At 68.4% G+C, this 12,336-nt stretch carries 14 protein-coding genes; 3 read left to right on the forward strand and 11 right to left on the reverse strand.

What is annotated here, in order from left to right; translation table 11 throughout:
- Positions 1 to 252 precede the first annotated feature (252 nt).
- The 7 genes from L593_RS09780 to L593_RS09805 form a co-directional block, all read right to left on the reverse strand.
- Entirely contained in the window at positions 253 to 477 is a 225-nt protein-coding gene (locus L593_RS09780) for a hypothetical protein (RefSeq protein WP_020446802.1), read from the reverse strand.
- A complete protein-coding gene (locus tag L593_RS16525; RefSeq protein WP_081638692.1) occupies positions 425 to 568 on the reverse strand; it encodes an EspF repeat-containing protein in 144 nt (47 codons plus the stop codon). Before L593_RS16525 ends, L593_RS09780 begins: the two co-directional genes overlap by 53 nt.
- Positions 569 to 580: 12 nt before the next feature.
- The gene (locus L593_RS09785) at positions 581 to 763 is read right to left on the reverse strand and encodes a hypothetical protein (RefSeq protein ID WP_020446803.1); all 183 of its coding nucleotides are present in this window, start codon (positions 761 to 763) and stop codon (positions 581 to 583) included.
- Positions 764 to 880: 117 nt separating this feature from the next.
- The gene (gene tbsP / locus L593_RS09790; RefSeq protein WP_020446804.1) at positions 881 to 1,696 is read right to left on the reverse strand and encodes a transcriptional regulator TbsP; all 816 of its coding nucleotides are present in this window, start codon (positions 1,694 to 1,696) and stop codon (positions 881 to 883) included.
- 306 nt (positions 1,697 to 2,002) lie between these two features.
- Positions 2,003 to 2,755 (reverse strand): DUF5781 family protein, encoded by a 753-nt coding sequence (locus L593_RS09795; protein WP_020446805.1) that lies wholly within the window; start codon positions 2,753 to 2,755, stop codon positions 2,003 to 2,005.
- Between the two features lie 159 nt (positions 2,756 to 2,914).
- Positions 2,915 to 3,607: a hypothetical protein gene (locus tag L593_RS09800; protein ID WP_020446806.1), complete on the reverse strand. Its 693-nt coding sequence runs from the start codon at positions 3,605 to 3,607 to the stop codon at positions 2,915 to 2,917.
- A gap of 89 nt (positions 3,608 to 3,696) precedes the next feature.
- Entirely contained in the window at positions 3,697 to 4,737 is a 1,041-nt protein-coding gene (locus L593_RS09805) for an NAD(P)-dependent alcohol dehydrogenase (RefSeq protein WP_020446807.1), read from the reverse strand.
- A gap of 182 nt (positions 4,738 to 4,919) precedes the next feature.
- Between L593_RS09805 and L593_RS09810 the strand changes: the two genes are divergently transcribed.
- Both L593_RS09810 and L593_RS09815 read left to right on the forward strand, forming a co-directional pair.
- Positions 4,920 to 6,017: a 60S ribosomal export protein NMD3 gene (locus L593_RS09810; protein WP_049894036.1), complete on the forward strand. Its 1,098-nt coding sequence runs from the start codon at positions 4,920 to 4,922 to the stop codon at positions 6,015 to 6,017.
- On the forward strand, positions 6,014 to 7,222 hold the full coding sequence (locus tag L593_RS09815) for a class I SAM-dependent methyltransferase family protein (RefSeq protein ID WP_020446809.1): 1,209 nt from the start codon (positions 6,014 to 6,016) through the stop codon (positions 7,220 to 7,222). The genes L593_RS09810 and L593_RS09815 overlap by 4 nt, the downstream gene beginning before the upstream one ends.
- A 47-nt stretch (positions 7,223 to 7,269) precedes the next feature.
- Here L593_RS09815 and fer read toward each other — a convergent pair whose 3' ends face one another.
- From fer to L593_RS09835, 4 genes are all read right to left on the reverse strand, one after another.
- A complete protein-coding gene (gene fer / locus L593_RS16440; protein ID WP_020446810.1) occupies positions 7,270 to 7,980 on the reverse strand; it encodes a ferredoxin Fer in 711 nt (236 codons plus the stop codon).
- Positions 7,981 to 8,413: 433 nt separating this feature from the next.
- Positions 8,414 to 8,755, reverse strand: coding sequence for a glutaredoxin (locus tag L593_RS09825; RefSeq protein WP_020446811.1), 342 nt, complete (start codon positions 8,753 to 8,755; stop codon positions 8,414 to 8,416).
- 106 nt (positions 8,756 to 8,861) lie between these two features.
- On the reverse strand, positions 8,862 to 9,107 hold the full coding sequence (locus L593_RS09830) for a BolA/IbaG family iron-sulfur metabolism protein (RefSeq protein WP_020446812.1): 246 nt from the start codon (positions 9,105 to 9,107) through the stop codon (positions 8,862 to 8,864).
- 82 nt (positions 9,108 to 9,189) lie between these two features.
- On the reverse strand, positions 9,190 to 10,383 hold the full coding sequence (locus tag L593_RS09835; protein ID WP_020446813.1) for a methyltransferase: 1,194 nt from the start codon (positions 10,381 to 10,383) through the stop codon (positions 9,190 to 9,192).
- 498 nt (positions 10,384 to 10,881) lie between these two features.
- On the opposite strand from L593_RS09835, the gene L593_RS09840 reads away from it, so the two are divergent.
- Positions 10,882 to 12,192: a hypothetical protein gene (locus tag L593_RS09840; protein WP_020446814.1), complete on the forward strand. Its 1,311-nt coding sequence runs from the start codon at positions 10,882 to 10,884 to the stop codon at positions 12,190 to 12,192.
- Positions 12,193 to 12,336: the final 144 nt, after the last annotated feature.

Below are 12,336 nucleotides of genomic sequence, written 5' to 3' on the forward strand. Positions count from 1 at the left end.
ATTTACCTTCAGAAAGTATGTATAATGGTGGATTTGTAACTGATTCATATCCGGGAGTATCGGTATAATCGGATCCACAGACTCTCACCATCGTACACTCTCACCCCACAAACTCTCAATCCCTCACACGCTCACACGACCAATTTTCACTGGTGCTGCTGGGTGGATGCCCGGTCGGTTGCGCCGTCGCTCCGCTCTCGTCGGTCGAGCAATGGCAATCGGACTGTGAGTACGAACGCGAAAACTATCCAGCTACCGCGGCGTGACCTTCCAGGTCGTCGAGCGCGCGCGACCCCACTTCTCGATGTCGATATCCTCGGTCTTCTCGTCGAGTTCGGGGAGGCGGACGCCGACTTCCTTCGAGGAGAGCCCCAGCGCTTCCGCGATGTTGCGTGAGCGGAAGTACCGCTCACCGCGAGCGGCGCTATCCGCGAGGTACGCGACGATGCGCCGCTCGGCCTCTGTGAACTGTGCCATCGTGGTTGATAACTAGCAGCGGCAGCGGCTTAACGCTTTGTTCCCCGGATACGGGTGACTGTGGGCCGGGCCACAGCGGTGCGGCCGGCACGTGCCGGTGGCGTCACTCGCCGTAGGCGTGGATCACGACGATCGCGACACTGCCAGCGGCGACGGCGGCGGCGAAGCCGGCAGCGGCGATCTCCGTCGAGGTCTCCGAGGCGAGCATACCGCCGGCGCCCGCGAGTGCGAGCAGGACGAAGAGGATGCCCAGGCCGACTCCCTTGTCCGTCTGCGTCGTCTCCATGTGCAGGGATTCCGGTGGCGCCGACTTAGGTCTTGTCAGTGGCCGATCGCGACGTCCAGGGGAGGCGGAGTCGATTCCACGAGGCCGAAGCGTGGGTCGGTCGTCTTACGGCCGTCGTCAGTTCAGGACCGTCTGGGCTGCGGCGGCGATCTGGTCGGGCTCGGCGTCGCGAAGCCGCTCGTCGGCGAGCGTCAGCCGGAGCCGTGGACGGCCAACCTCGATGGGCACCTTCTCCGTCTCGATCAGTCCAGCGTCCTCGAGACTGGACTTGGTCCGGGAGAACGTCGCCTTGCTCGCGACGCCGGTGTCCTCGCCCCAGCGGCTGATGTCGTAGAGTAGCGACTCGTTCTTGGCGGCGGCCAGCAGGCTGACGGTAACCTCGTCGAGGTCCTCGTCGTCCCCGCGGGCGGTCTCGAGCGAGTCGAGCATGCCCGTGAAGTCCTCCTGAACGCTGGCGTCGAGGTCGGTGGAGAGCTCCTCGCGCACGGTCGACATCGGCGGCGTCCGTAGCGAGAACTCCCCGGAAGCATTCCAGCGCTCCTCGACGTTCGTTCGCGCGGCCTCGACGAGGCCCGCCTCGTCGGAGCGGAGCCCGCCGACGCGCGCACCGGCGTCGACGAGTGAGGTCACGCGGCCGCTCGCGACGACCGTCGGGTTCGCACCTGGTTCAGCGGCCACGCGCAGCGACAGTCGGCCCGCTGCGACGTGATCGGCGGCCTCACTGCCGACCAGGAAGTCCGCGAAGACGGTCTTGAACGCGTCGTCCTCGGCGAGGAGGCGCACCTCGGGGCAGTCCTCGATCGCCGACAACGCGTCGACGACCGCCTCCACGACGGCCGCCGTTGCGTCGGCGACGTAGACTGGTCCGTCGTCTTCGCCGAACACGCGTTGCAGTACACCGTCGATCCGGTCGTCGTACACGTTCCGTACCATTACGCCCGTATGTTACCTAGCCATATATTTAATATTTGTTGCCAGTTGTAGAATGGGAAGTACAGTATAAGATAAACTAATAGTTATTTAGATGCACGAAACGGTGGCCTCGCCCGCATGGCCACGTGGTTTCAGCACTGCCGCTGTGTTGAATACCGGAGCACCGTGGCTTAATATTTGTGGCCGAATTATCGTTTCTGAGACTCGGTGGGGGATCCACCCCGAGACTCCGCTGGGGATCGATGCTACAGTCGCCCTCCCCTTCGTCGCCAGCGGTCCCGTCGCGTCCACCGATCGGAACGCGGATCAGTCCGCCGCCTGTGCGCTTCCCGTCGCGTAGGTCTGCGTCAGGTCGACCAGCGCCTGTTTGTACTCCCGGGCGCCCGGATCGGGCGCGAGCTCCCGGAAGCTGCGCTTGAATCGGTTCAGCGGGACGGCGGGTGCGTCCTTGGCGGCCGCGTGCGCGAGGTCGTAGATCCTGTGGTCGTCGTCCACGAGGCCGTGGCGCTCGACGATCGCGAGTCCGAACGCCGCGTGGACGGCAGTGAGTTCCGGATCCGCGCCGACGCTCGCCGGCTGGGCACCCGAGCGGGGCGGATTCGGCCGATCCGCGACGCCGGCTGCCAGCCGGGATTCGAGGAAGGCGACGAGGCGATCCGGCGGCCCGACCGAGAGCGTCACGTCGTCGGCGTAGATGTCCTTCATGTGGTTGGCGATCTGGTAGCAGTGGGCCACTTTCCGGCGCTCGACCGAGTGCCCCGAGAGGGCCAGAAAGAGGGCTTCGTCCGTCGACTGGACGTGCGAGACGTGCCCCTCCTCGTTCCGGACCATGTGGGCGTACTCGTGGAGTGCGAGCGGCCGCGCCATCGCGCTGGTTGCGGCCTGTCGCGAGATGTTGAGCACGTGGCGCTCGTCGTCGTGGGCAGTCCAGGTTCGCTCGTCGGGACTCTCGCGGACGCGAACCTCCACTGGTCGGTCGAGGTCGTGTTCGGTCTCGAGGAGATCCCGCGCGGAGAGGAATGGGGCGGGCGACGCTGGACCGCGAACGCGGACGTCCATCGATCACAGGCAGGGGATCGAGCGACTTGACGGTGTTGGCGGTGCCGGCAAGGCGACGCGGTGCCCGGGTCGCAATCGGCTCGCTCCGTCGCTCCACTCCGTTCGCTCGGTCCCTCTACCCGGTTCGCACCCGGTCCGTACGTCGAAACCCGCCCCGGTTCAGAGCGCGCTCAGGAGCGCCCTGAGCTGTCCGGGGCCGTGTCGGATCGCGGCACGGGGGAATCGCCGCCTCGCACCGGCGAGGGCGTCGGCCAGTGCGGTGTTCGCGTCGTCCGTGACCGCCCTGCCGTGGCCCACGAAAATGCGTTCGGGCTCGGCATCGGCAAAGCGGTCCCGCGGCGGGAAGGGTCGCCGCAGGAGGTACACGCCGATGCGTTCCTCGTCGACGGTATAGGTCGGCCCCGTACCGAGGAGATCCGCCGCGTACAGCAGGTCGACGTACTCGAGGATCGTCTCGCGCCAGCCCGGTGCCGGCTCCGCGTGCCGGAACGCGAACGCGGAGTCCCCGAGCGCCGAGTCGAACCGCTCGACCGGTGCCGCCTCGATTCGCTCGGTGACTCGCTCGAAGTGGCTCGGGACGTGCACTGGTACGTCGTAACGATCGGCGATCTGACCGGCGTCCCGGGCATGGTAGTTCGCGAGCACTGCGACGCCAGCGACCGCACCGAACCGATCGAGCTCCTCGTCGAGGCCCGGCGCGTCGAGCGGATCGACGATCCAGACGCCGTCGTCGCCGTCGATCGCGTGGCTCGCCCGCCGCCCTCGCTCATCGGCGTGTGCGAGCCACTCGAGCACGTCGCTGTACCGCGTGAACTCCGGCGTCTCCGCGGGCCCGTCGGCGAACGTCGTCACGGCTGGAGTTCCTCGCGATACGGGAAAGTAGCTGACGCCTCTCGCGTGGGCTGGACCGTTCTCCTGTGCACTGGGAACCCGGGCGTCGCTCAGGGCGTGATGACCGCTCTCCCCTCGATCTCGCCGTGTTCGAGGCGCTCGGCGACCTCGTTGATGTCCTCCAGGTCGTAGCGACTCGTCGTGAGTTCGACGTCGCCACGCTCGACGAGCGCCACGAGCTCCTGGAGCTCCGAATACCGGCCCACGATGTTCCCCACGAAGGAGAACTCGCCGTTGACCAGCGACTGTGCGGGCGCGTGGACGTGCCCGCCGTAACCGATGACGTGGTGGTCGCCGCCCGATGCCGTGACGTCCGGAGCGTAGGCCGTGGTCTCGTCGGCGCCGACGAAGTCGAGCACCTGCGCGACGCCGTGGCCGTCGGTGACCTCGTCGACGAACTCCCTGACGTCCCCCTTGGTCGGGTTGACGATGTGGTCGGCGCCGCCGTCCGCCGCCAGCGAGAGCGCCTCGTCCTTGACGTCCACGGCGACGATCTCCGCTGCGCTCATCGCGTCGACGCACTGGACGCCGATGTGGCCGAGGCCGCCGATGCCGACGATCAGCGCGTAGTCGCCGGGATTCAGTTCGTGGACGGCTTTCTTCGCGGCGTGGTAGGCGGTGATCCCGGCGTCGGCGTGGGGCGCGATGTCCGTTGGATCGACGCCCTCGGGCAGCGGGATCACCGACCGCTCGCCCGTGAGGAGGTAGTCCGCGAACCCGCCGTCCGTCGTCAGTCCGTTGAAGGACTGGTTCTCGCAGTACATCGTCTCCTCCAGCCGGCAGGCCCGACAGGTCCCGCAAGTCTGGACCGGGTGGCAGATCACGGGATCGCCCTCCTCGACGATGTGGACCTCGTCGCCGGTCTCGGCGACGATTCCCGCGTTCTCGTGGCCCAGCGTCATCGGCAGGGGCTGGGTGACGTAGGGCTCCCACATCCCCTCGATGATGTGGTTGTCCGTCTGGCACCAGCCAGCGCCAGTCACCTCGATCAGGACGTCGTTGGCACCGGTGACAGCCGGTCGGTCGACCTCCTCGACGGTGAGCCCCTCGCTCATGTCGTCGGTGTACTCGTGGAGACGTGCTGCTTGCATGGCAGTCGTGTGGCTTGGTAGCGCACCGCGAAAAGAAGGACCAGGCTGTGTAGCCGTAGGACGCAATTACGTGATGCGACGTGGCGGGTTCCCCCGTCGGCAACCTCGGTGCGGCGATCGTCGACGTGCCGCCTCGGCGCCGATCGCACGCCTTTTGGGCGAAACCGACCTCTGGACTCGCAATGAGCAACTCGGGAGCGTTCTGCCCGCGGTGCGGCGACGAGATCGAGCTCCCGCGCGAGCGCCGGGCCGAGCGCGGCGAGCCAGCGCTCTGTGACGCCTGCTACTTCGAGGACTTCGAACTCGTCGACGCACCCGACCGGATCCAGGTCACCTACTGCAGCGAGTGCGGTGCGGTCAAGCGCGGCAAGCACTGGGAGGACGTCGGCGCGAAGGACTACACCGACGTCGCGATCGACGCCGTGACGGAGGAACTCTCCGTGCACGTCGACGCCGACTCGATCTCCTGGGCCGTCGAACCCGAGCAGATCGACCAGACGACCGTCCGGCTGACCTGTCACTTCTCCGGCGTCGTCCGCGACACGCCGGTCGAGGCCACCGTCGTCGTCCCGGCCAAACTCTCCTCCGGGACGTGCAGTCGCTGTGGCCTGATCGCCGGCGACTTCTACGCCGCGACGGTCCAGGTCCGGGCGTCCGCCGACCGAGAGCCCTCCGACACCGAGATCGCCGACGCCCGCGACATCGCCAACGAGTACGTCGCCGAGAAGGAGGCCGGCGGCGACCGCGACGCGTTCGTCTCCTCGATCGCGGAGGTCGAGGGCGGCCTCGACGTCAAGGTCTCGACGACCCAACTCGCCCGGGAGATATCCAACCGGATCGTCCAGGCCCACGGGGGCTCCGTCGACTCCTCGGAACGCCTGATCACGGAGGACGGCGACGGCAACCGCGTCTATCGAACCGCCCACGTCGTCCGGCTCCCGCCCGTCTCGATCGGCGATATCGTCGATCCCGACGACGGCGAGGGCCCGGTGATCGTCACATCGGCCCGCCAGACGCTCTCGGGGACGCGGCTCGCCTCCGGCGAGGACTTCGAGGCCGACTTCGAGGACCTCCCGGAGCGCGCCGTCCTCGGCGATCGCACCGACGTCGCCGAGACCACGCTCGTCGCCGTCGAGGACGAGCACGCCATTCAGGTGCTCGACCCCGAGACCTACGAGGCGACGACGATCCCACGGCCGGACTTCGTCGACACGGACGCCGAGGAGATTCCGGTGTTCAAACACCGCGAGGGGCTTCACGCCGTTCCCGACGACGAATGACCGACGGCGACGACGATCCGGAGTCCTCGGCTCTCGAAACCGACGACCAGCCACCGCTCGCCGCGATCGTCTCGAAGGACCGCAGCCAGGCCGCGCTCGGCGCCCTTCGGGAGGCCGACCTGTACGACGACACTCGGCGGATCCGCGAATTCGACGACGGCACGATCGCGATTCCCGTGACCGCCGCGCCCCTCCCCGATCGCCAGGTGACGCTGGGCATCCACGAAATCGTGCGCCAGGAGGATCCCGAACCGCGCGCCGGCGGCCTCGAGGCACTCCTCCGCGAACGCGGCTGGACCGACGCCGAAATCGAGACGGCTCCGGGCTCCTGGGCCGTCATCGGCACCGTCGTCATCGTCGAGATTCCCGACGACTGTGCGGACGAGGCTGCGGTCGGCGAGGCGCTGCTCGACCTCCATCGCGAGGCCGACACCGTCCTCGCTCGCGAAGGAATCGACGGCCAGACCCGCGACCCGACGCAGCGAGTCGTCGCCGGGGCTGGCGACACCGAGACGATCCACGCAGAGCACGGCGTGCGCTACGCCCTCGACCTCGCCGAGGTGATGTTCTCGCCCGGGAACGAGGCCGAGCGGGCCCGGATAGCTGCGCTCGTGGCGGCCGGCCGTGACGCTGGGGCCGAGGGACCGGTCGCCACGCTGGGGGAGGAGAGCGGCGTCGATCCGGTGCCGGACGCCGTCACGGGGCTCGATCCTGCAGACGGCGAGCCCCTCGAAGCGGTCGGGGGCCCCGCAGAGCACGTCTTCGACATGTTCGCCGGTGTGGGCTACTTCACGCTCCCCGCGGCGGTCGCTGGCGCGGAAGTCACCGCCGCAGAGATCGATCCCGACACGTTCCAGTACCTGATCGAGAACGCCCAGCTCAACGACGTCGGCGACCGGGTTTCTGCGTATCTCTCTGACTGTCGGGAGGTCGCGGAGTTCGTCGACGCCGACCGCGTGCTCATGGGCCACTGGGACGCGGCCGAGTACCTCGACGCGGCGTTCGACGCCGTCCGCGACGATGGCGTCATTCACTACCACGCCGTCGTGGCCGAACCGGAGCTGCCGGACGACCCGCGGGAGGATCTCGAAGCTGCAGCCGCCGACGCCGGCCGGTCGATCGCGATCGTGGACCTGCGGCGTATCAAGAGCTACGGCGAGGGCGTCTGGCACGTGGTCGTGGACGCTCGCGTGTCGTCGCCGTAGCGGCTCTGGGCATTGACGGCTCACGACCGATCGGCCGGAGCCAGCGATCAGTCGTCGGAGGCGACTCGCTTGTAGGGCCCCGGCGGTAACAGGAGGTCCTCGACCTCGGGGAGGTGCTTGACGTTGTAGACGACCTTGAGGTCGTCCGTGACCGGCGTGCCGACGCAGGAGAGTCGGATCCCCTCGTCGGTCAACTCGTCGGGGAGGATGTGGCTGACCGGCTGGGCGAGCGATCCCTCGACGACGGCGACGGCGCAGTTCGCGCAGGCACCGCCGCGACAGGAGAAGGGCCAGGTGAAGCCGACGTCCTCGGCGCCTTCCAGCAGCGTGTCCCCGCGATCGATCTGGAAGCGGCCGTAGTCGCCGGGGTCGAGGTCGGCCTCGCTGGCCTTCTCGAAGAGGTCGTCGTCGGTGATCGACCAGCCGTGATCGGAGAGCACCTCGTAGTCGACGTACTCGACGGTGTGAGGCTCTGGCTCCGGGGCCGGTTCGGGGTCGGCGTCGGCTTCGTCCTCGTCGTCCCACGAGACGGTGGGACTCCAGGGCGATCGCTGGTCCGGACCGACCGCTTCGGGCTCGGGTGCTGGCGTTCGCCCCTCGCCGAGTAGCTCCTCGTAGGCGGTGCGGACCCGGTCGAACGCCGCAGGCGAGCCACCGTGGTCCGGGTGACTCTCGAGGACGCGTTCGCGGTACGCCGATCTGATCGTCTCCTCGTCCGCGTCGCGGTCGATCCCCAGGACGTCGTACGGGGAGGGCACGGGTGCCCGTTCGGTACCGGACCTGATGAGCGTTGTCCCACCGGAAGGGACAGAAGGGACGTTTCGCCGAATATATTCGCCAGAATGATCTCGCTTTCTGCCAGTTGCGACACCTCTCGCGCCGTGGCGAACGCCGCGTCTTCCGCCGGATACCGCGAGCCTTCCCAGTCCACCGGGGTTCGCGAGCCTTCCCAGTCCACCGGGGTTCGCGAGCCTCCACAGATCGCCACCGGGTGGGACTGGAAGGGGCCGACTGCTCGATCCGGCCACGGCGACGTAAGCACCGCAGGTGAGTGAGCGGAAGCGAACGAACCGAGGAGCGCAGCGAGCCGCGGCCGGTCGAGCAGGAGGGGGCTTCCAAGGGGTTTGCTATCGCTATTTAGCAGCAACCGATGCGATATCCACCAGGATTACACTTCGGAGAGAATCGAATTCAGGCGTTCAGCGTCTCCTCGAGGTCGCCGTTCTCGTCGAGTTCGGCCAGCACGTCGCTGCCGCCGACGAACTCGCCGCCGACGAACGTCTGCGGGATGGTCGTCCAGCCGCTGTGCTCCTCCAGCGCCTCGCGGTAGGCATCCAGCGCTTCGAGCGTGTCCACGGTCGCCACGTCGTCGCGGTACTGGCCGATCAGGCCGAGCGCGCGCTTCGAGTAGCCACACTGGGGCATCAGTTCGTTGCCCTTCATGAAGAGGACGACCTCGTTCTGTTCGATGGCGGCGTCGACGCGTTCCTGGACTTCCTCCGGAGAGAGCGACGGTTCGGGCTCGAACGACATGGCCGTCGGTAGCCGCTCGGGCGGGATATGCGTTCTGCAGTGGCACGGACGCTCGCGGGGCCTACGCTGCTCCCCACGGCGCGGGTGCTGCAGTCGACGCGCTGCGCTACTCGTCGACTTCCTCGGGCGTCTTCGTCGTCAGTTCGACGGCGTGGATGTCCGTCGTCATGTGCTCGCCGAGCGCGTCGTAGACCATCTCGTGGCGATCCAGCACCGTCTCGCCCTCGAAGGCCGGCGAGACGACCTCCGCGGCGAGGTGATCGTCGTCGTCGACGCCGCGGGGTCGACCGACCGTCGCCGTGGCGTCCGGGATAGCGTCCTCGATCAGCGCAGCGACTTCCTCGGGGTCCATGGCCGAGCGAAGACGGGCGAACGGCAAACCGGTTGCGCACTGCGTCGGCCGCGGTCCGACGCCGCACGACGCGATCGGAGTCCTACGGAGTCGCGCGGCGAACGACGTGTTCCTCGCCGGCGGCCACGGTCTCGACCGAGTCGAACCCGCGGAGGTGGCCCGAGAGGTCGAGCGCCTCGTGCCGGACGAACAGGCACGCACCGTCCGGGGCGAGCACGTCGCGGATGCCCGCGAACAGTTCGGAGAGCACGCCGCTCCCGGCGTGGGTCGGCGGGTTCGTCGCCACGAGGTCGAACGTCCGGTCCGCGACTGCCTCGGTGCAGTTCCCCGTCACGACGGTCGTTTCGCTTCCTGCCGCGAGGTCGGTCCGCTGGAGACTGCATTCCGCACACTGCGTCGCGACGCGGTCGTCGTCGGTCAAGACGACCGAGCAGTCGGCCGTCGCCGCTGCGAAGGCTCCGATCGGCCCGTAGCCACAGCAGACGTCGAGGAGGCGATCACCGTCCGCGACGTCGAGCGTTTCGAGCAATAACCGAGTGCCGTGGTCGAGTCCGCCAGCGGCGAACAGGCCGGGCCCGGAGACGAGTTCCAGGTCCACGCCGTCGACGGTCGGCGTCAGGGGCCGGGGTTCGACGAGCGGGCGCCGATCGAGCGCTTCGACCGGGTCGGCAGCGCCCTGCCGTCTCGCTTCGATCACGGCGACGCCGTCGCGTTCGCAGACGGTTCCGACGCAGTTGCCGATTACCTCGAGCGTCTCGCGATACCGGTCGAGTCCGGTCGTCGGTTCTGCGGCGACGATGCAGGTGCCGCCGGGTGCGAGCAGGCCAAACGCGTCGGCGATCCGCTGGCGACCCACCGCGATCGGCGTGTAGGGTTTCGGGGCGTACGCGACGACGTCGAAGGGCGGGCCGTTCGGATCCGGTTCGGTGGCACCGTCGCCACTGCCGAGCGAATCGAGTTCGGCGAGCAGCGCGACGTGCGCGTCGGCGCCGTTTTCGCGAGCGTTCCGCCGGCACAACTCGGTGGCTCTCGCGCTCGATTCGGTCATGGTGACGCTCGCAGCGACGTCGGCCAGCAGCGTTCCGACGACGCCGTAGTTCGCTTCGGGGACGAGGAGGTTCCCTGGGTCGCGATCCCAGAGCACCTCGGCGAGGAGCAGTTCCGCGGTGCGAATCGCGTCGGCCGAACAGACGCCGTCGGCGGTGGTGAACTCGAAGCGATCGGGGCCGCCCTCGGTCCGGGCTTCGAGCGCGAGGGTCCGCAGCCGCGTCGCCATCACGGCCACTCACCTCCGGGCGATGGAGCCCTGGGATTCGGAGCAGTAGGATCGGGACACAGCGGGTGCTGGCAGCGATGCGGTCGGTCGGGTGTGGTGTGTCGCATTCGACGTGGGTCGGCAGGCTGGCGGTCGTGAGCCGAGACGAGCCACGCCCAGAAGAGCCGACGAGCGCGGCCGCGACCGGGGCGTCAGCCCTGCGGAGCAGCCGCTGTCACGTCGTAGGGGCGTGGATGTCGGGTGCCGAGTCCAGCGAACGCGCCGCCGGGACCGAGATCCTCTCGCGGTCCGAACGCGGCGACGGCGCGCCCACAGTCGGCGAGCCAGCCGACCCGAAGCGCGGCGACGAGTCGTCGCGAGCGCCTATCAGATCAGCCAGGGGTCCTGTGCAACGTCGGTTCGACGGTCGTGTCGCGAGGAACAAAACCGTTCGGGGACGTCGCTGTCCGTGCAGGTGATCGGAACCTAATTCCACCGTCAGGCCCAACCGAGGTGGTAATGAGGCCCTCCAGGCTGCTCGCCGGCCTCCTCGCGTTCACGCTGGTCGTCCTGACGATCGGGGTGGCGTTCCCGCCGACGACGCCCGCCGACGTCGGCGGTTCGCAGTCCTACGTGGACGATCCCGTCGCGGTCGAGGGCGGCGAAATCGATGCCGATCAGACCGCGCTCTGGGGGTGGACCCAGCGGGCGATGGGCCAGAACGTGGACGCGACGCCGACGGTCGTGATCCGGGACTTCGGCGACGTCGGTGGCGGCACGGCGGTCCAGACGGAGGCCACCGAGTTCCAGTGGCTCATGATCTACGACGATCCCGACGAGCAGCCACCCGGCGGCTTCCTCGCGTACGTCACTGCCTTCTCGACGGACGTGAACGTCAACGCGGCGCGGCTCCCCGCCGTGCGAAACGGCACGACGGGTCGGACTGTCGAGGGCCTGCTCGTCCACGAGTTCGCCCACGTCGTCCAGTTCCAGACCCCGGCGTTCGCGGAGAACCAGCTCAGTCCGCTCTCTGCGACCACCGACGAGATCACGGCCTACACCGCGATGGTCGAGGGCGGCGCGGAGTTGGTTGCCGACGCATACACCAACGACTCCGCGGTCGAACGCGTCCGCCAGTACTGGAACGACCCCCGGACCTCCGCGGCGGCCCGCTTCGGCCAGTGGCCATACTACCGCGGCCTCGTCTACCTCGATCAGCGCCTCGACGATCCCCAGCAGCTCTGGGGGATCTACGAGGATCGTCCGCAGACGACCGCGACGATCCTGCGCGGTGACGCACCCGGCGACGGCCCGCCGAACCGGACCCTCTCGTTGGCACTCGAGGACTACCACAGCGAGGTCCGGGATCGGCCGGGCGCGATGCTCGCGGAGGTCGCACTGACCCGGGAGGTCGATCCCGAGCGCGCCCGCGACGTCGCCGCAGGCTGGCAGTGGGGTGCGCTCCGATCGATCCAGCCGGACCGCGGGACGGACGCGGATCGCTCGCTCCGCCACGTCTGGGTGACGGAGTGTCGAAACGAGTCCGCTGCCGACGCGTTCGAGTCGGCGATGACAGAGTACCTCGACGGCCGCTGGGAGGCCACAAACGGCACCTGGAACGCCGGTGACGGGCGTTCGTTCGACCTGATTCGGGTGAACGACGACTCACTGGCGGTGCTGGTCGGTCCCGAAGCGTTCCTCGCCGGGACGACGGTCACTGCGTCGGGCGACGAGTACTCCATCGTGGAACCGACGGGTGAGTTCACGTCGGTCGCTGGACCGTCGTCTGCCCCGGCAGCGGGCGTCGCCGCCGCGAGCGCCGGTGCCTGAGCGAGGGTTTATTTGCGGCGCAGTTCCAATGGACGTGCATGGATCGACAGCAATTCATCGCGCTGTTCTTCGTCCTGCTGATGGTGCTCTCGATGGTCGCGGCGGGCGCCTCGGCGCTGTAACCGGCGTCCGGATCGCTGGGCG

This window comes from Salinarchaeum sp. Harcht-Bsk1 (assembly GCF_000403645.1).
In the GTDB taxonomy this organism is placed as follows: Archaea; Halobacteriota; Halobacteria; order Halobacteriales; family Salinarchaeaceae; genus Salinarchaeum.